The organism is Bradyrhizobium sp. STM 3843 (assembly GCF_000239815.1).
GTDB lineage: Bacteria > Pseudomonadota > Alphaproteobacteria > Rhizobiales > Xanthobacteraceae > Bradyrhizobium.
This window is the reverse complement of sequence record NZ_CAFK01000299.1, coordinates 170,160-188,140: the sequence shown is the minus strand read 5'-3', so window position 1 is coordinate 188,140 and position 17,981 is coordinate 170,160. Positions and strand designations below refer to the sequence as shown.

Here is a 17,981-nt window from a genome sequence, read left to right as displayed (position 1 = left end):
CGCAACTGGACAGGTAACTCGAAGCAGGGTCAAAAATATAACTGCGATGCGCCTTTCATCTCGAGGAGCCGCCCGCTCTCAGTTCGCACCGCCCTGATCAGGTCGCATCCGCAATTGGCGCATTTCACGAGCGCCTCTGCGGCGCCTCCGTCCAGGGTCAAAGAGCCAAGGCCGCACACGCTGTTGCATGTCTCGCACTCGATCCAGGTCAGCGTGATGTCGAAGGCAAACGCCTCCTGAAGCAGGTGCGTGCCCGGATGCCCGTCAAGCACGAGATCGGCGATGTTGCAGGCCATGGCGATCATCCTCCCGAAGGTCCGAAACGTTCGGTCTTGATGGTGAGCGGATCGAAACCGAGCCGCACGAGCATTCTTGCGATGCTTTCGACGAAGTCCGTCGGTCCGCAAACGAAGCTCGTCGGGTTTTGTTCGCGCGGAAAGCAGTGGCCCGCGAGCAGGGCCTCGTCGATCCTTCCGCAATGCCCGAGCCAGTCGCTCGGTTGCTCGCGCGTAAGCGCGTAGACCAGGCGCAAATCATCGTCGCGAGACGCCATCGCATCGAGTTCCTTGCGGTACACCACGTCTGCCAGACTGCGCGCCGAATAGATCAACAGGGCGGGCGTAGCGTCGGACGACTTCTCGCGGTGGCGGAGCATGGCCATCAGCGGCGTGATCCCCGTGCCGCCCGCGATGAGGCAGATCGGGCCACCATGATTCCGGCTCCAGACGAAGTAGCCGCCAATGGGGCCGCGAAATTCGAGGTCGTCACCGACGCGCAGCTCGTCGAGGAGATAGGAGGAAACCTCGCCGTCCCTGACCCGCTCCACGGTGAGCGTGAGGCGTCCGTCTTCCGGAGGCGACGCGATGGAGTAGCTTCGCTCGGCCCGGTAGCCGTTGCTGGCGGTGAGGCGTACGTCGACGTGCTGACCGGCAGGTGGCCGGACCAGCTCGTCGGCTGCAGGATGATGCTCTTGACCCGGCTCGTTTCGTCCACGAGAGCCTGCACCCGGCCGACCTGCCATTCGATCTTGCGCGGCGCCGGGCGCGTATCAGTCGCCGTCATATCGCTGTTCCTTCCAGGGATCGCCGTAACTGTGATATCCGCGCGATTCCCAGAAGCCCCGATCGTCCTCGGCCATGAAGCGAAGTCTCCGCACCCATTTGGCGCTCTTCCAGAAGTAGAGGTGCGGCACCAGGAGGCGGGCCGGGCCGCCGTGGGCGGGCGCGAGCGGCAAGCCGTCGTAGCGGCTCGCGATCATCGCTTTTCCGCCGATCAGATCGGCAACGGGAACATTGGTCGTATAGCCGCCGTCGCAATGGGCCATGACATAGGCTTCCGGCGGCTCCTCGAGCCCGACCGCTTTCAGAAGATCGTCGAACGTGACCCCCTGCCAGGACGTATCGAGCTTCGTCCATTTGGTAACGCAGTGAATGTCGGTCTTGATCGTGGTCTGGGGCAGGGCCTCGAACTCGTCCCACGTCCACACGCCCAGCAATGACCCGCCAAGTTGAAGGCCTAATTTCCAGTCGGCGACGCGCACGTCCGGCGTGGGCCCGGCGGACAGAATCGGGAAGTCGGTCGTGAGATATTGGCCGGGAGGCAACCGGTTGTTTTCGGATGTTTGTCGCCTCGATCTGAAGCCGCGAGGTGCTGAAGGTTCATCCATGGGATCGTGACCTCGTACGGTTGTGCGCGGGAATCCGGAATCGAAGTGGCTCGCTCGCGCCGTCAGCAAGGCCAGACATGGAGCTTGATCGACGGCTTGTCGATGGGTGCTCCGGAGAATGCATCAAGATCGAGAAAGGCGGAGCAATCGCGAGTGCGCGCGGCGCGGAGCGGCTCAATATCTAGGACGCTGTCTCGCTCGTGAGCGGAGCAAAAGGAGAAAGCCATGTCGAGTCTGGGTCAGGCCGTGCATTCCGATGAACTCGCCTACGTCACCGCCCACGAGCTGGCAGCTCGCATCCGGCGGCGTGAAATATCGCCGGTCGAGGTGATCGATGTGTTCATCCGGCGGATCGAGGCGCGCAACCCGAGTCTGAATGCGCTGGTCTATCTCGATTTCGACGGCGCCCGCAGGAGGGCGAAAGAGGCGGAAAGCGCGGTGCTTGCCGGCGAGGCGCTGGGTCCGCTGCACGGGGTCCCGTCGGCGCTCAAGGATCTCTTTGATTTCAAGCCGGGGTGGCCGGCGAGCCTCGGCGGCATCCGCGCGCTCAAGCACAACGTCGTCAACGCCTACTGCGCGTTTTGCGAACGTATGGAGGTGCGCGGCGGCGCGGTGCTTCTGGGTAAGACCAATAGCCCGCTCATGGGATTTCGCGGCACCTGCGACAACTACCTGTTTGGTCCCACCCGCAATCCCTTCAACCTCGCCAAGAATACGGGCGGCTCTTCCGGCGGCAGCGCGGCGGCGGTCGCCGACGGGTTGCTGCCCATTGCGGAAGGCACGGATGCCGGCGGCTCGATACGTATTCCCGCCGCCTGGTGCGGAGTCTACGGATACAAGGCGTCGTTCGGTCGAGTACCCTTCCTGGCGCGCCCCAATGCCTTCGGCACGGCTGACTCGCCGTTCCTGTTCGAAGGGCCGATCACGAGAACGGTGGAGGATGCCGCCGTCGCGCTCAATGTCCTCGCAGGCTATGATTCGCGGGATCCGTTCAGCCTGAGCGATCCGGCGGTCGACTATACCGAGGCTACTCGCCGCTCCATTCGTGGCCTCAAGATCGCCTACAGTCCGAACCTCGACGTTTTCCCCGTCGACGGCAAGGTGGCCGAAACCGTCAGCCGCGCCGTGCGGGCGTTCGAGGAGGCGGGCGCTCACGTGGAGCAGGTGAATCTCGGCATCGTACGTTCGCAGAGGGAGTTGAGCGACGTCTGGTCGCGCCTTTACATGCTCTTGAACCTGCAGGCTTTCGAGAGCATGAAGCGAGACGGCATCGACCTGCTCGGCCAGCACCGCGAGGACTTTCCGCCCGAGTACATGGACTGGGTCGAGAAGACAAATCGCATGTCCGGCCTCGATTTCTTCCGCGACCAGGCGATCCGCACCGAGGTGTTCAACGCGTTCCAGAAGGTGTTCGACAATTTCGACCTGCTGGTGACGCCGACCGTCGCCTGCCCGCCCGTGGACAATGCCGGCGACGGCAACACGAGGGGGCCGAGCGCCATCAACGGCGTGGAGATCGACCCGCTCATCGGATGGGGCCTGACCTATCTCGTCAACTTCACCGGCCACCCGGCGGCGTCGATCCCGGCCGGACTGTCCGATGGTCTCCCGGTCGGAATGCAGATCATAGGTCGACGAAACGCCGATCGTGACGTGCTGGCGGTGAGCGCCGCGTTCGAACGGCTTCGGCCATGGCAAGACCATTACCGGATCTGCCGGGAACGATCGCTCCAGGCGTGACCGAAGGCCGACGCGGCCACTGCTCCATTTCGCACAGCATCACGTGACGCCGAGGCGCGGACATACCGCCTCGGCGATTGCCATTGCGCAATCGTTCAAAGGCATCGCTCCATCCTGTCGGGAGGATCGTCGTGCGATCGCTCGAGGTGAGAGCTCGTCAGTTGCAGATGAAGCGTGAGCTGAATGCATCAAGATTGAAAAAGACGAGGCAATCACGGGCGCGCGCAATGCGCGATAGGCGGTTACCCTCCGTCCAACTCGCAATCGGAGACTTCGTCAGGGCCGAAGCGGAGACGCAGCGGCGGATGTTCCAGGAGATAAAGCGATGCGTATCGGATTTAAGGCAGCTTCCGCGGTCGTCGTGAGCGCAGTCGTCGCGACGACCTTGTTGTTCGGCTCGAAGAACGGAAGCGCGCAGACACCGGCCAGGGCACGCTACATGCCGGAATACACGGCGGACGGACAGTTGCTCTTGCCGAAGAATTTTCACGAGTGGGTGTATGTGGGATCTCCGCTCACCCCCAACGCTCTCAACGGCGGCCAGGCGAACTTCCCGGAATTTCACAATGTCTATATCGAGCCGGGGTCGTACGAGATCTACAAGAAGACCGGGCAGTTTCCCGAAGGAACGATCTTCTTCAAGGAGCTGCAACTCACGCTTCCGCAGCAGAACCCTGACGGGTCCAGAACCGAGCCATCGGGCAGGGGATATTTCCCAGGGCCTTGGAATGGCGCCGACGTGACGGTCAAGGATTCGAAGCGCTTCGCCGACACCAACGGGTGGGGATACTTCAACTTCAATCATCACGAGCCCAAGGCGCCGACCGCCAGGGTCAAGGCGAAGGACGAATGCGCCTACTGCCATATCGCCAACGCCAAGAAGGACGAGGTGTGGACCCAATTCTACCCGCTCCTGGACAACAAGGACGCACGCTGACCGCGTGATCGGCGGAGAGACCAGCATGAAAGCCATCGGCGCCGCAGGCCTCGCAGTCATGGTGCTCCTTGGGATCGCGGCCGCAGCCAAGCGGTCTTCGATATGGGCGGCCGAATCGAGTGCCGCGACCGCCGGCAAGACCGCCGCGGATTCCGAGGGACATCTGCGTGTGCCGGATGACTATCGGACGAGCTATCAGGTCCTCGGAAGCTGGGCGATCGCGGCCGACGACGGCAAGGGTTCGAAGGAGCTCCACGTCGTCTATGCCTCACCGGGAACGATCGACGCCTATCGACGCGACAAACGATTTCCGGACGGAGCGGTGCTGATCAAGGAGGTGTTCAGCACCGCAACTGGTGAGATGACGACCGGCACGGTCAGCCGCGCCGGCGCATTAAAGGGCTGGTTCGTGATGGTGAAGGACCGCGCCAACCGACATCCGGGCAATCCGCTGTGGGGCGACGGCTGGGGATGGTCCTGGTTCGACGCAACTGATCCCTCGAGGACAACGTCCACAGACTACAAGGTCGATTGTCAGTCCTGTCACGTGCCGGCGCAGGCATCCGATTGGGTTTACGTCGACGGGTACCCGCCGCTGAAGCGATAGAGGGGACGCTTCGCTACGCGGCACATCCGCTCCCCCGAAACCGAACGCAACCGAAGGAGACAAGCATGGCCAAAGAGGCAATGATGACGAAGGACATGTCCATGGCTAAAGGAAAAGCCGGGCATGTCTACATGCAGACCAACGAGGTCGACAACGCGATCGTCCACTACGAGCGAAGCGCGACTGGCGCGCTCACCGAAGTCGAGCGCGTCAGCACCGGCGGCGCCGGCTCGGGCGAATTCAAGCCGATCAGCGGCCAGGAGAGCGCGCCGAACTCGTTCGAAGGTGCCGGAAGCGTCATTCTGACGCCGGATCGGCGGTTTCTGTTGGCCACCAATGGTGGGGACAATTCCGTCTCGAGCTTCCGTTTGAGCGACGACGGCCGGCTCACGCTGCTCGACGTCAAGCCGACGGGAAATTCCGTGGAGGGAAGGAGCGGTACCGCGAAGTCGCTGGCTTTCGCGCCCACGAGCCGGACGCTGTTCGTGTTGCACTCGTTTGGGCCGGATCATCTTCGGCTGATGTCGGTCGATGCCGAAGGCAAGCTCACATTGCGACCGGAGCGATACTCCGTGAACACCTACAGCAAGAGGAACCGTGTCGCGACCATGGTGGTGGTCTCGCCCGGCGAGGAGCTGGTGTTTGTCGGCACCACGTTCGATGAGCCGATCGCGCTGACGGGCGTGTATCCGGACGGCTCTCCGATTCTCTGGGTTCAGCGAGGCGGTGGCGCATTTCACTCGATCGCATCGAATGCGCCGGACCCGGATGGCCTCGCGGTCTTCGTCCTGCAAAAGGACGGCTCGCTCGGCACTGCCAGGTTCTACGACGCGAAGGGCGGATCGCCGTTCTATATCGCCTTCCTGCACGAGCGCCCGAATACCTTCATCATCGGATACGCCGTCGGCGACGGATGCTCGATGGGCACCATCGAGAAGGACCGCACGGTCAACATCGGGCCGCTCGTGAAGATCGACACGAGTGCGGGCGTTCCGTCGGAGCTGTGCTGGTTGGCCGTGTCTCCCGATGACCGAACCGTGTACGCGACGAACTTCGGCTACAGCAACATCAGCAGCTACCGCATCAACGGCCGCGGCCTGGAGATCGCCCGCGATCCTGCCTGCGCGAGGATTCCGGGCGACGGCACCGCGCGTGGACTGAACGGAACCGTGACGAGTGGGCCGAGCGACAACTGGATGACGCCGGACGGCGCGTACCTGTACCAGATCTACGGAAACGCCTGCAAACTGGTGGGCTACAGCGCGCAGCCGGACGGTTCGTTGACGGAGATCACCAGCGTCAAGATCCCATACAACAGTCCTCAGGGACTTGCGGGGTTCTGATCCGCTTTCGCAACAGAGCACCCGGGCGTGACGGCTTTGCCTGTCGTCACGCCCATCGCTCCGCGCCGTCTGTCGGAGTCATGCGCGACCTTCGTCAACCTATCCGATCCCAAGAGCTTTTCCGCCGATGCTGGAAGCAGCGCACCAGTTCAGTCCGTACCGGAAATCGAGCGATCCTGCGGCCCTGCCTGAGCGCGGAACGATTGTGCGCGACGTCGATCTCGAGCGGGCGCGCGGTGCCGGCCGGGTCGTTCTGACCGGCATCGGAGAGCGCACGCGCGTTGCGGAGGTTCATCAGCGATTTCCGATCGCGCTCATGTTTCCCGAGGTCGCCGGCGGATCCGCGAAGGAAGTCGTGATCGTAAACGCGTCGGGAGGGATCGCCGGCGGAGATCGGCTGGACATCGAGGTCGTCGCACGGGGAGAGGCCGCCGTCGTGGTCACGAACCAGGCCGCGGAGAAGATCTATCGCGCCCTGGATCGGCCGGCCAGGATCGTGACGAGGTTGACGGTCTGCGAGACCGCGCGGCTGGCATGGCTTCCGCAAGAGACGATTGTCTTCAACAACGCGCGCATCGTTCGGCAAACGGAGATTGATCTTCATTCCGGCGCGGAGCTGATTGCGCTCGAATGGCTCGTTCTTGGCCGGACCGCCCGCGGAGAGGACGTCGTCGCCGGACACGTCGCCGATGGCTGGCGCATCAGGAGGGATGGTCGCCTCATCTGGGCGGACGGCCTTCGTCTGACGAACGAGGTCTTCGGGCAGCTGCGCAGGGCGGCGCTGCTGGGTGAATGGAAGGCCGCCGGCACGCTCGTCTATTTCGGGCCATGTCTCGACGCACGGCTGAGCTGCCTGCGCGAAATAGCGCTCTCGCTCGATTGCCAATGCGCCGCAACGATCGTCGGCGCGCTCATCGTCGTTCGGGTCGCGGCGACCGACGGTGCCAAGTTGAAACGCGGGCTGCGAATTTTGCTGGAACAATTCGGTCGAGAGCTCGGCGCCGGCCCGTTCGGGGTGCCGAGGATGTGGTCGTGCTAGCTGCTGTCATGGAGGAAGGCGTTGTATCTCACACCGCGCGAGAAGGACAAGCTGATGATCGCCGTGGCGGCGATGATCGCGCGAGGACGGCTCGCGCGAGGGCTGAAGCTCAATTATCCGGAAAGCATCGCGCTGATCACGGACTTCATCCTGGAGGCCGCTCGCGACGGCAAGTCGGTTGCCGACCTCATGTCCGAGAGCGGGAAAATCCTAACGCGGGACCAGGTCATGGAAGGCATTCCAGAGATGATCCACGAGATGCAGGTGGAAGCTACGTTCGCCGACGGGACGAAGCTCGTGCCGGTACATAACCCCATTCGATAGGAGGACATGATGTGGCGAGGTCTGATCTGCGCGGTGCTTGTTGACATGATCGTTTGCCCTGTCTCCGCCCACACGGGCGACGCGGTGAGTTCATTCGGCGCCGGCGTCGCGCATCCTCTCGGCGGGGCCGACCATATCATCGCCATGACCATGGTGGGGCTCTGGAGCCTGCTCAGGGGTGGGCGTGCCGTGGTGGTGTGGCCGATGGCGTTCGTGGCGGCAATGCTCGCAGGCTTTGCAGCGGCGAGCGCAGGGCTGCAGGTCAGCTTCGTCGAGCCGGCGATCGGCGTTTCTATCGTCATGCTGGGAGTGCTGGTTGCGCTCGGCGTGCGCGCCCCGACGGTGCTGGGCGCGCTGGCGGTCGGCGTCTTCGCATTCTTCCATGGACACGCTCACGGAACGGCGGCGTTGGGAGCGAGCCATATCCTGTATGCGATGGGCTTCACGCTGGCCACCGTGACGCTTCACGCCGTTGGCATCGCGATCGGCGTCGGGCTCAGGAGCCTGGCCGCGCCGCTCCTTCTGAGTGGCGCGGGTGCATGCGCGGTCGTGGCGGGACTGGCATGGTCGGGAGGCTGACGTGATTCCAGGCGAGGTTCTTTCAAGGTCCGGCGACATCGTCCTGAACAAGGACAGGGTCCCCATTTCGATCAATGTCGCGAATACCGGGGATCGGCCCGTTCAGGTCGGCAGCCACTATCATTTCGCGGAAGCAAACGCGGCGCTCGCTTTCGATCGAAGCGCTGCGGTTGGATATCGTCTCGATATTCCGGCCGGAACGGCGGTGCGGTTCGAGCCGGGGCAGTCGCGCGATGTTTCCTTGATTCCGTATGCCGGTAACCGGACGGTCTATGGCTTCGCGGGCGCCGTGATGGGCGCCCTGCCGCCGGTGACTCCCGCCTGACCCGCTTCCATCGACCGAGGTAGCAAAGACATGCCCTACACCATGCGCCGCGCGGCTTACGCGCAGATGTTCGGCCCCACGGTCGGCGACAGGGTGCGCCTGGCCGATACCGATCTGCTGATCGAGGTCGAGAAGGATTTTACGACCTATGGCGAGGAGGTGAAGTTCGGCGGCGGGAAGGTCATCCGCGACGGCATGGGTCAATCGCAGCGCTCACGTAGCGAGGGAGCGGTCGATACCGTCATCACCAACGCCCTGATCCTCGATTACTGGGGCATCGTGAAGGCCGACATCGCGATCAGGGACGGACTGATCGCGGCCATCGGCAAGGCGGGCAATCCCGACGTGCAGCCCGACGTCGGAATCGTCATTGGGCCCGGCACCGAGATCATCGCCGGGGAAGGCAAGATCGTCACCGCGGGAGGCATCGATACGCACATCCATTTCATCTGCCCGCAGCAGATCGAGGAGGCGCTCTACTCGGGCGTGACAACGATGATGGGCGGCGGGACCGGACCTGCGGCCGGCACCACGGCGGTAACCTCCACGCCGGGTCCCTGGCACATCCGTCGCATGCTGGAGGCCGCCGATGCGTTTCCGATGAACCTGGGATTCTTCGGCAAAGGCAATGCGAGCCTTGCCGCCGGCATCGTCGAGCAGATCGAGGCCGGGGCCTGCGGCCTGAAGCTGCACGAGGACTGGGGCGCGACGCCTGCCGCCATCGATTGCTGCCTTGGGATTGCGGACGACATGGACGTGCAGGTGATGATCCATACCGACTCTCTGAACGAGGGCGGGTTCGTGGAAGATACCATCGCCGCATTCAAGGGCAGGACGATCCACACCTTTCATACCGAGGGCGCCGGGGGCGGTCATGCGCCGGATATCATCAAGGTGTGCGGCGAAGAGAACGTCATCCCGGCTTCGACCAATCCGACGCGGCCTTATACTGTGAACACGCTCGACGAGGCGCTGGACATGCTCATGGTGACGCATCATCTCGATCGCCGCATTCCGGAGGACGTTGCCTTCGCGGAAAGCCGGATACGCAAGGAGACGATCGCCGCAGAGGACATTTTGCACGATCTGGGCGCGCTCTCGATCATGTCCTCGGACAGCCAGGCGATGGGCCGGGTCGGCGAGGTGATCACGCGCACCTGGCAGACCGCGGACAAGATGAGCAAGCAATTCGGGCGATTGCCCGAGGAGGTCGGCGAGAACGACAATTTCAGGGCGAGGCGCTACGTGGCCAAATACACGATCAATCCCGCGCTCGCTCAGGGGATTTCGAGCTATGTCGGCTCGATCGAGGTGGGAAAGCTCGCGGATGTCGTGGTCTGGGATCCTGCTTTCTTCGGCGTAAAGCCCGACCTGGTCCTCAAATCGGGCATGATCGCGGCCTCCACCATGGGCGATCCGAATGCCTCCATCCCGACCCCTCAACCCGAATACTACCGGCCGATGTTCGGCGCGTTCGGTCGCGCCCTGACGAGGAGCTCGGTGACTTTCGTCAGCCAGGCCTCGCTGCAAAGAACCAGGCAGCTCGGACTGGCGAAGCAGCTTCTGCCCGTGTCGAATACGCGTCGGATCGGCAAGCGCGCCATGATCCTGAACGACGCGCTGCCGCGGATGGAGGTCGACCCGGAAACCTACGAGGTGCGAGCCGACGGCCGGCTGCTGACGTGTCCGCCCGTGAATGTGGTTCCGCTGGCCCGCCGCTACTTCCTGTACTGAGGGAGCACGGCGCCCGTGCAAGCCCGACAAGTTCAGATCATGACGGAGGGCGATCACGCCTGTTCACCGCGGTCGCTGCTGCGCCTGCAAAGCTGGCTCTCGCCGGCATTCCCGAACGGCGCCTACAGCTATTCGCACGGCCTCGAATGGGCGGCCGATACAGGCCACGTCGTCGACCGCAACAGCCTCGTCGATTGGCTGGAGGCGGACCTTCGCTACGGATCAGGCCGCAACGAGGCGATCTTCTTCAGCGAGGCCTATCGCTGCGCTGTCGAGGAGGATCTGACGGGCTTGGCTCAGGTCGCCGAGCTCGCCGCCGCCTTCCGCGCGACATCGGAGTTCGCGCTCGAGGCATCGCAGCAGGCGGCGGCCAGTCTCGGCATGCTTCGACAGGTGTGGCCGGACCCTATCCTGGACGTCTTGTCGGAGACGGAGGTCCCGCCCGTCCTGGCCGTCGTGCTCGGCGCCCGCTCGGCGAGGGAGCGGAGTCCGCTGCGTCTGGCGCTGCCCGCGTTCCTGCTCGCTTATGTCGCCAACCTGGTCACCGCCGGCGTGCGGCTGATCCCACTCGGCCAGACCGACGGCCAATTCGCGATTGCGGAACTCGAGCAGGCCGTCTTGTCCGCGTGCGCGCAAGACGAGCGCGCCACGCTCGACGACCTGGGCTCCGCCGGGCTCATGGTCGAATTCGCCTCCATTGCGCACGAGACCCAATATACGAGGTTATTCCGGTCATGAAGATCCTAGAAAACCAGACTGCCTTTCGGCTCAGCGGGAAAATCCCGACCCTTCATGGTCCCTTCCGCGTCGGCATCGGCGGCCCCGTCGGATCGGGCAAGACGGCGCTCGTTGAGGCGCTCTGCAAGCATCTTCGCGACTCCTACGACATCTACGTCATCACCAATGACATCTACACCAAGGAGGACCAGCTCATCCTGACGCGCGCGGGCGCGCTGCCGGCGGAGCGCATCATGGGCGTCGAGACGGGAGGTTGCCCGCATACGGCGATCCGCGAGGACGCTTCGATGAATCTCGCCGCAATCGCGGACATGAACGTGAAATTCCCGTGCGCCGAGCTGTGCTTCGTCGAGTCCGGTGGCGACAACCTCGCGGCCACCTTCAGCCCGGAGCTGGCGGACCTGACCATCTACGTGATCGATGTTGCCGCGGGCGAAAAGATTCCACGCAAGGGCGGGCCCGGCATCACGAGATCCGACCTGCTCGTGATCAACAAGATCGACCTTGCGCCGCTGGTCGGCGCCAATCTTCAGGTCATGGAATCGGATGCGCGACGCATGCGGGGCACGCGGCCCTTCGTCTTTTCCAATCTGAAGAGCGGCGAGGGCCTCGATGAAATCGCCGGCTTCATGCTTGCGAAGGGCGGATTGGATGCCGGACCTCGTTGACTTCGGTCGAGCCGGTCGTGCGGTCGGCTGACGACGACTTCAATCGACGCGGGTCTCAGAGTGTCCGCCATCCGCACGAGATCCGCGATGGATTGCGCACCCATCTTGGACATGGTCCGGCTGGCGTGGACGCGGGCGGTGTGGGTACACACGTCCAATTGTCCTGCGATCTGCTTGGGTCCCTGTCCTGCCGCAAGCAACGCCATGGTCTCTCTTTCGCGAGGTGAAAGCGACGCAAGCCTGGCGCGGAGCTCGTCCAGGCGCTGCTCTTGCAGCCGCCGCAACCGATCGCACGCGATGGCCCGTTGCACGGCATCGACGAGCTGCCCGTCCTGGATGGGCTTGACGAGATAGTCGATGGCCCCCGCCTTCATCGCCCGGGCGCACGCTCTTGCTTCGTTTTGTGCGGTCAGAAACAACAGGGGCGTTCGTCGCCCGATCCTCGCCTGTTGCGATTGAAGCGCGAGGCCGCTCATGCCGGGCAGCTCGACGTCCAGCACGACGCAATGGGGTGGACAGGCCTCGCCTCTCCGGAGAAACTCTTCGGCCGAATGGAAGAGCTCGATCGTCAGACCTGCCGTCCCGAGCAGGCGGCGCAATTTCCATCGGTAGGGTTCGTTACCGTCGATGATCGCAATGAGCGGCTGGTCGGCGGGCATGGCTCATCTCCGATTTATCCGTGCTCGTAGAGCGCCGAACGCCTGGCGCCCCCCGCCTCCCGATTGCCAATTCGGCAATGGCGTTTGCGGAGTTACACGCGCGCGAACATGTTACTTCGAGGGCTGCATGGCGGGATCGTCGGCTCGGCGCGGCCGAGACGTCCCCACGACCCAACGTCGGTGTTTTGGCGCGGACGCAATAGACCTTCGTATAGGTCCGTAGCCCCTTCAGACGTCCGGCGCTTACCTACGTCCAATTGAGCGGTTCGGCTCGCGCGCCTTATGCTGTGCCTACGGTCCAAAGCTCCATGCCTCGGAATGACGCAGTCGCTCCCGAGGCGCGTTGTTGAAAGGAATGATCGACCAATAGCTCCGATAGGAGACCGCGATGAACAATTTCTCCAAGGGACTCAACCACGGAAGAGCCGCACGATGCGCGTTCTGTGAGGGCAAGTTTGGCCTCCTCCGTTACTACTCGTGGCGAACCCCCCTTTGCTCCAGAACGTGCCTGGATCGCTTCAATCTGCGCCGGGCAAGCGATCGCAATTGGTTGACGTGGCTCCGCGGCGGGTTGGACCAGCCGCCGAGCGTCGCGTGAGGCCGTCATGACATTCCGGATCTCGCAACGAAGCAAAGAATATACAAGAGCGGCGCAGACGTTATTTCGCGCCGCCAAGACCATGACCGATGACGCGGTCGCGGATCAACTCAGGGCCCTCGCCGACGACTACGCGGCGCGCGGAGAAGGCCTCACAGGTTGACGCAGCGAGAGCGGCGGCTCGCTCGGTTGCTCGAACCGAAGGGGGACCGCCCGTCGAGCGGGGCTGGACATGACCCATGTGTACTTCCACTGCTCCAACAGGAGCGAAGTTCTGGTCGACCGCCGCGGTGCCGTGGTGGACGACCTCGCCGAGGCACGGGATCACGCGACCCGCGTCGTAAGGTCCCTCACCATGGTGCGGAGCCTCGAAGATTGGCGCTGCTGGGTCTTGCACGTCAACGACGACCTCGGTGAGGAGCTGTTCCTCGTTCCCTTTGCTTTCGTGCTCGGCAAGCCACATTGAAGCAGGGCGCGGAAATCATGCGACCGGCGGCGCGAAGGACGACCGCGGTAACGAGGTTCTCTCATGATCAAGATCATCGCGGTCCTTCAGTCTCTCGTCTCCGGCGATTTGCCACGAGCAGACCGTGACCACCTCCGACTTCGCCAGCATGTCGATGCAGTCCTGCCTGATGGGCGCGCCGCAGCTCGCCGAGTGGATGAAGCAGCATCCGGCCGAGCGGCTTGCGGCATGGCGCTGCGTCATCGGGAGATATGATGGCAAGGAAGCCTAGCATGAGCATCAGGCCGCCGGCCGGCTCATCCGCTTCGGGCGCGGTGGTTTGCGCGCTTGCGCAAGACCTTCGCCGGCGCAGAGGTATTGCTCGCCGGCGTCGACGGCCGGTCCTTCCCTCCCGGGGACCGGCCGTCTCTTTCTTCATCGGTTCCATGGATAGCGGACGGCCCGCATGGAGATCGCTTGCGAACGGGGAAGACCGACCGGAGGGAGATTCCGCGCCGTGATCTACGATCATTTCTTTTCCGGCGCGCTTGCCCGCCTGCATGCGGAGCGGCGCTACCGTGTGTTCGCGGATCTCGAGCGCATCGCCGGGCGTTTTCGGCATGCGATCTGGCACTCCCCGGATGGTCCGCGCCAGGTCGTGATCTGGTGCTCGAACGATTACCTTGGAATGGGGCAGCATCCGAAGGTGATTGGCGCCATGGTCGAAAGCGCGACCCGCATGGGCGCCGGCGCCGGCGGCACCCGCAATATTTCCGGCACCACCCATCCGCTGGTCGAATTGGAGCGTGAGCTCGCCGGCCTGCACGGCAAGGAGGCGGCGCTGGTCTTCACCTCGGGATACGTGTCCAACGAGACCGGCATCGCGACGATCGCGAGGCTACTGCCGAACTGCGTGATCCTGTCGGACGCCTGCAACCACAATTCGATGATCGCGGGCGTTCGGCGCGCCGGCGTGGAAAAGAAGATCTGGCGGCACAACGACATCGATCATCTCGAAGAATTGCTGGGGGCCGAGACGCCCGAGCGGCCAAAGCTGATCCTGTTCGAGGCGCTCTATTCAATGGATGGCGACGTCGCGCCGGTGAACGAAATCTGCGACCTGGCGGAACGCTATGGTGCCATGACCTACCTCGATGAGGTCCATTCGGCCGGCATGTACGGCCCGGCCGGCGCCGGCATCGCGGCGCGGGAAGGGGCGTTGCACCGCATCGACGTGGTCGAGGGTACGCTGGCGAAGGCGTTCGGCTGCCTCGGCGGCTACATCACTGCGAGCGCCGACGTCATCGACGCGGTGCGCTCCTACGCGCCGGGATTCATCTTTACCACCGCGCTGCCGCCGGCCGTGTGCGCCGCCGCGACCGGGGCAATTCGACACCTCAAGGCCTCGCAATGGGAGCGCGAGCGACATCAGAATCGCGCGGCCAAAGTAAAGGCTGCGCTCAATGCCGCCGGTCTGCCGGTGATGCTGACCGAGACGCACATCGTTCCGGTCATGGTCGGTGACCCCGAGAAGTGCAAACACGCGAGCGATCTGCTGCTTGCCGAGCATGGCATCTACGTCCAGCCGATCAACTATCCGACCGTTTCGCGCGGCACCGAGCGGCTGCGCATTACCCCGACGCCCTACCACGATGACGCCCTGATAAAGGCGCTCGCGGAAGCCTTAGGCGATGTGTGGAGACGCCTCGCATTGCCCCTGCGCTACCGCGGGCTGGCGGCAGAGTGAGGGATGCCTCGAGCAGTGTGGTACGCGCAGGTCGCTTTGGCGAGCTCGTTGCCAACGATTTGAGCGCGATCGTCGTGTGCGCTGGCGCGGGCGCAATTCTATGGGCTGGCTGTTGTGCTGGAAACAGAAGCCGCCATCTCACGTCGCGGTGAGCTTGTAACTGAGGAGTTGCCACCGCCGAACCCCTCTTTCGAGCGCGACAGTCGCGCTTCAGCGAAGATGATGGAGCCGAATCATGTTGACGAAGAGCCTTTTCGCAGTTGCGCTTCTGGCGGCGCTGCCTGCCAGTGCCGACGCCGGTTCGACAATCTCTGACAAGAGCTACTGGCCGGACGCGGCCGGAAAAACTGTACAATCCAGAGCCGCCATCTCACAGCGGGACCCGAATTCCGCGTTCGCCGATTATACGAGAAATTTGGAGCCCGCGATGGGGCAAACGCCCGGCGCGTCGAGATGGCACTATCAGGGCGGACCCAAGCCCCGCTAGGCCTTTCTGCTTGGCGGCTCCGCTCATTCCGCTCGCGGAAGACTGACGACGAACGTGGCGCCGAACTCAGCATTGGGACGCGCGGCGATGGTGCCGCCGTACGCGTGAACCACGCGACGACAGATCGAAAGACCGAGGCCCATGCCGCCCGCTTTCGTCGTGTACAGCGGATTGAAGAGGCGGCCGGTGTCGCCACCGGGCAATCCGACGCCGTTGTCCGCGATTTCGACGATCACGAGGCCGCCGTCGGTCCGCGTCCGGGTGCTCAAGATCCTCTGCCTATCGCGCACCTCGCGCATGCTGTCGACAGCGTTGTGGATGAGGTTCAGCATCACCTGCAGAAGTTGGGCCGGGTTGACGCTCACCACGGGACGGTTCGGATCGAACGCTGTATCGGTTCGGATGTCCGAGCGACCGAGCACTGCCGACGACATCTGCAGGGCCTCGCCTAGGATCGAGTTCATGGATCGGTCGACGATCTCCGTCGAGGATTTCGACGTGAGGGCCCGCATGTCGGCAACGGTGCGCCCAGCCCTGTGCGCTATTTCGCGGATCCGCTGGATCGACTTGATCGCGGCCTCGACATCTGGCCGCTCCCGTTCGAGCCAGCGCGCCGCGGCATCCGCGCTGGAAATAATGGCTCCGAGCGGTTGGTTCACCTCGTGAATAATGGATCCGGCCATTTCTCCAAGCCAGGCGAGGCGCAGCTGGCGGTCTGCGTCCTCCTGAGCCGCGCGCAGCAGATCGTCTGCGGCCCTCAGTTCGGTGACGTCCATGACGACGCCGACCAGCTCCGGCGAGACCGGGTTCGTCAGATCGAATTGACCAGACCACAGAAGTTGCCGGACGTCGCCTGATGGCAGGATGATCCGGAATTCCATCCTGAGCGGAGCACGACGTCTCACAATGTCATCCACGACCGCTTGGGCAGTGGGATAGTCGGCCGGATGGACCCGGCTCGTCATCGAGACGAAGTCGATAGGACCGCCCTCGGGATCGAAGCCGAGCATCTCGTAGTATTCCGGAGACCCCGTGGCCAGCCTGGTCGCGGGGTTCCAGCGGAAGGTGGCGATGCTGCCTGTCGATCGGCTTCTGCTCCTCCAGACGGGCTCCTCGCGCTGAGATCCGAACTCCGCGAGTGCGTCAAGAGTCAGCGCGGCCTGTGACGCGAGCAACGTGACAGCCGCAGCAGCGGCGGAGGTCGCTTCGCGCCGACTGCTGTCGAATTCGAGATAAAGGAGTCCCCTAAGCGCGTTTCCGGACAACACCGGCGTACATAGAACGGTGGCGGACGATTCCGACTGGAGCGCCCGCATGTGCGGGGCTCGGGTCTCCACGACCGCCCGCATCACTTGCGAGGGCAAATCGGTCAACGTGCCCTCGGGCTTCAGCTTGGAGACTAACGGAAGCCCCGGTTCGAAGCCGTTCTCGCTCAGCCTCAGATCGCCCTTGGCCGCGAGAACGACCGCGCCTCGCGCCGCGCCGGAGAGATCGAGAGAGGCATTGAGGAGCGCTGTAGCGACTCCGTCGAAGCCAATCTGGGCGGCGATGATCTGGCCAGCCTTTGCAATCGTCTGGAGGGCGAGCGGCTGCCCTTCGGTCTCACTCACCGCGACGGTCCTCCCGCATCAGCAATCGGTCGGCCGGACACGCCTCAACTTCCGGCCAATCATTGGCTCAGGATCCGTTGGCAGGCATCCGGGATCGTAACGAGCTGAAAGGGCTTGTAAAGGTCCAAAACGGTCAGCTGCAGCGGCTGTGCCGGCTTCAGTCTCCGCCGAGCCGGTTTGGTCGTTGCGCGCAGTGGTTTGTGCTTCCATCAATGAATAGACGCCTGCTCGGTGTCAATCGGCGTTCAAATTCGACCCTCATCGGCGTCCAATTTTGATCCCTTCGCGCGGTGGGGTCTGGCGGTAGCGCTCGTCTCGTCGGAGCTGGCCGGGATAGCGGAGGCGAGACGAGCGCGGGTGACGTGATCGTCGTCTCGCCTCTTGAACCGCCAGCTATCGTTGCCGGCGGCGGCAATGGCCCGCCCAGATGCAGGGTCAAAGGGCGCCACTAGCTAGGACCATTGCTAAGTTGTTCTTGATTCCCGGACCAGGCGCATCTTCGATTTTCCGCGACGAAGGTCGCTTTCACCCGACTGGTAGCCGAAGGTCTTCCATTATTTCTCGATACGAGCGTAGAGCTGGGTTGGTCCCAGAGCTCACAAACGACCCTATGCGTAAGATTGAATGAAATATCGTAAGTTCGGGTGGTGTGGGGAAAGGCGGTAGCGCTCCCCCGCTACCAATCCTGCGATTTTCTACGCCAAAGCACGATTATCTACGATCTAACGCTCCGGA

General features: G+C 63.6%; 18 protein-coding genes and 3 pseudogenes. 15 read left to right on the top strand and 6 right to left on the bottom strand.

All coding sequences use genetic code 11. From position 1 onward, the window contains the following. Positions 1 to 29: 29 nt before the first annotated feature. Genes BRAS3843_RS31235 through BRAS3843_RS31225 form a run of 3 tightly spaced genes read right to left on the bottom strand, consistent with a single transcriptional unit; the run spans position 30 to position 1,666 of the window. The gene (locus BRAS3843_RS31235; RefSeq protein WP_008973178.1) at positions 30 to 305 is read right to left on the bottom strand and encodes a DUF6510 family protein; all 276 of its coding nucleotides are present in this window, start codon (positions 303 to 305) and stop codon (positions 30 to 32) included. Beyond that, positions 302 to 1,021: a ferredoxin reductase gene (locus BRAS3843_RS31230; protein WP_008973177.1), complete on the bottom strand. Its 720-nt coding sequence runs from the start codon at positions 1,019 to 1,021 to the stop codon at positions 302 to 304. The genes BRAS3843_RS31235 and BRAS3843_RS31230 overlap by 4 nt, the downstream gene beginning before the upstream one ends. Positions 1,022 to 1,048: 27 nt before the next feature. Then, positions 1,049 to 1,666, bottom strand: a complete 618-nt coding sequence (locus BRAS3843_RS31225; RefSeq protein ID WP_035983370.1) for a sulfite oxidase-like oxidoreductase — start codon at positions 1,664 to 1,666, stop codon at positions 1,049 to 1,051. 225 nt (positions 1,667 to 1,891) lie between these two features. Here BRAS3843_RS31225 and BRAS3843_RS31220 point away from each other — a divergent pair, with 225 nt between their 5' ends. From BRAS3843_RS31220 to ureG, 11 genes are all read left to right on the top strand, one after another. Further along, a complete protein-coding gene (locus tag BRAS3843_RS31220; RefSeq protein WP_008973175.1) occupies positions 1,892 to 3,406 on the top strand; it encodes an amidase in 1,515 nt (504 codons plus the stop codon). A 325-nt stretch (positions 3,407 to 3,731) separates the two neighbouring features. After that, positions 3,732 to 4,343, top strand: coding sequence for a cytochrome P460 family protein (locus BRAS3843_RS31215; protein WP_008973174.1), 612 nt, complete (start codon positions 3,732 to 3,734; stop codon positions 4,341 to 4,343). A gap of 25 nt (positions 4,344 to 4,368) precedes the next feature. After that, on the top strand, positions 4,369 to 4,950 hold the full coding sequence (locus BRAS3843_RS31210) for a cytochrome P460 family protein (RefSeq protein WP_008973173.1): 582 nt from the start codon (positions 4,369 to 4,371) through the stop codon (positions 4,948 to 4,950). Continuing rightward, entirely contained in the window at positions 4,875 to 6,293 is a 1,419-nt protein-coding gene (locus tag BRAS3843_RS31205) for a beta-propeller fold lactonase family protein (protein WP_244425521.1), read from the top strand. The genes BRAS3843_RS31210 and BRAS3843_RS31205 overlap by 76 nt, the downstream gene beginning before the upstream one ends. A gap of 205 nt (positions 6,294 to 6,498) precedes the next feature. After that, positions 6,499 to 7,332 (top strand): urease accessory protein UreD, encoded by an 834-nt coding sequence (locus tag BRAS3843_RS31200; RefSeq protein ID WP_244425520.1) that lies wholly within the window; start codon positions 6,499 to 6,501, stop codon positions 7,330 to 7,332. 21 nt (positions 7,333 to 7,353) lie between these two features. Continuing rightward, the gene (locus BRAS3843_RS31195) at positions 7,354 to 7,656 is read left to right on the top strand and encodes an urease subunit gamma (protein WP_008973170.1); all 303 of its coding nucleotides are present in this window, start codon (positions 7,354 to 7,356) and stop codon (positions 7,654 to 7,656) included. Between the two features lie 6 nt (positions 7,657 to 7,662). After that, positions 7,663 to 8,235: a HupE/UreJ family protein gene (locus BRAS3843_RS31190; RefSeq protein ID WP_035983369.1), complete on the top strand. Its 573-nt coding sequence runs from the start codon at positions 7,663 to 7,665 to the stop codon at positions 8,233 to 8,235. A gap of 1 nt (position 8,236) precedes the next feature. Next, entirely contained in the window at positions 8,237 to 8,560 is a 324-nt protein-coding gene (locus tag BRAS3843_RS31185; RefSeq protein WP_008973168.1) for an urease subunit beta, read from the top strand. 30 nt (positions 8,561 to 8,590) lie between these two features. Then, a complete protein-coding gene (gene ureC, locus BRAS3843_RS31180; protein WP_008973167.1) occupies positions 8,591 to 10,294 on the top strand; it encodes an urease subunit alpha in 1,704 nt (567 codons plus the stop codon). A gap of 15 nt (positions 10,295 to 10,309) precedes the next feature. After that, the gene (locus BRAS3843_RS31175) at positions 10,310 to 11,032 is read left to right on the top strand and encodes an urease accessory protein UreF (RefSeq protein WP_244425518.1); all 723 of its coding nucleotides are present in this window, start codon (positions 10,310 to 10,312) and stop codon (positions 11,030 to 11,032) included. Continuing rightward, positions 11,029 to 11,700, top strand: a complete 672-nt coding sequence (gene ureG, locus BRAS3843_RS42375) for an urease accessory protein UreG (RefSeq protein WP_008973165.1) — start codon at positions 11,029 to 11,031, stop codon at positions 11,698 to 11,700. The genes BRAS3843_RS31175 and ureG overlap by 4 nt, the downstream gene beginning before the upstream one ends. A 77-nt stretch (positions 11,701 to 11,777) precedes the next feature. Here the strand turns inward: ureG and BRAS3843_RS39950 are convergent. After that, positions 11,778 to 12,359 (bottom strand): annotated as a pseudogene (locus tag BRAS3843_RS39950) (response regulator); the annotation flags it as partial. Positions 12,360 to 12,964: 605 nt separating this feature from the next. On the opposite strand from BRAS3843_RS39950, the gene BRAS3843_RS39940 reads away from it, so the two are divergent. From BRAS3843_RS39940 to hemA, 4 genes and pseudogenes are all read left to right on the top strand, one after another. Beyond that, a complete protein-coding gene (locus BRAS3843_RS39940; RefSeq protein ID WP_008973163.1) occupies positions 12,965 to 13,120 on the top strand; it encodes a hypothetical protein in 156 nt (51 codons plus the stop codon). 69 nt (positions 13,121 to 13,189) lie between these two features. Further along, the gene (locus BRAS3843_RS39935) at positions 13,190 to 13,423 is read left to right on the top strand and encodes a hypothetical protein (RefSeq protein ID WP_008973162.1); all 234 of its coding nucleotides are present in this window, start codon (positions 13,190 to 13,192) and stop codon (positions 13,421 to 13,423) included. A gap of 63 nt (positions 13,424 to 13,486) precedes the next feature. Then, positions 13,487 to 13,694 (top strand): annotated as a pseudogene (locus BRAS3843_RS31155) (hypothetical protein). 225 nt (positions 13,695 to 13,919) lie between these two features. Further along, the gene (gene hemA, locus BRAS3843_RS31150) at positions 13,920 to 15,149 is read left to right on the top strand and encodes a 5-aminolevulinate synthase (RefSeq protein WP_008973160.1); all 1,230 of its coding nucleotides are present in this window, start codon (positions 13,920 to 13,922) and stop codon (positions 15,147 to 15,149) included. A 510-nt stretch (positions 15,150 to 15,659) separates the two neighbouring features. Here the strand turns inward: hemA and BRAS3843_RS31145 are convergent. Next, positions 15,660 to 16,952 carry an ATP-binding protein gene (locus tag BRAS3843_RS31145; RefSeq protein WP_277996498.1) on the bottom strand — a complete coding sequence of 431 codons (1,293 nt, stop codon included), beginning with the start codon at positions 16,950 to 16,952 and terminating at the stop codon, positions 15,660 to 15,662. Between the two features lie 528 nt (positions 16,953 to 17,480). Further along, a pseudogene (locus tag BRAS3843_RS42610) lies at positions 17,481 to 17,650 on the bottom strand (IS21-like element helper ATPase IstB); the annotation flags it as partial. Between the last annotated feature and the right edge of the window lie 331 nt (positions 17,651 to 17,981).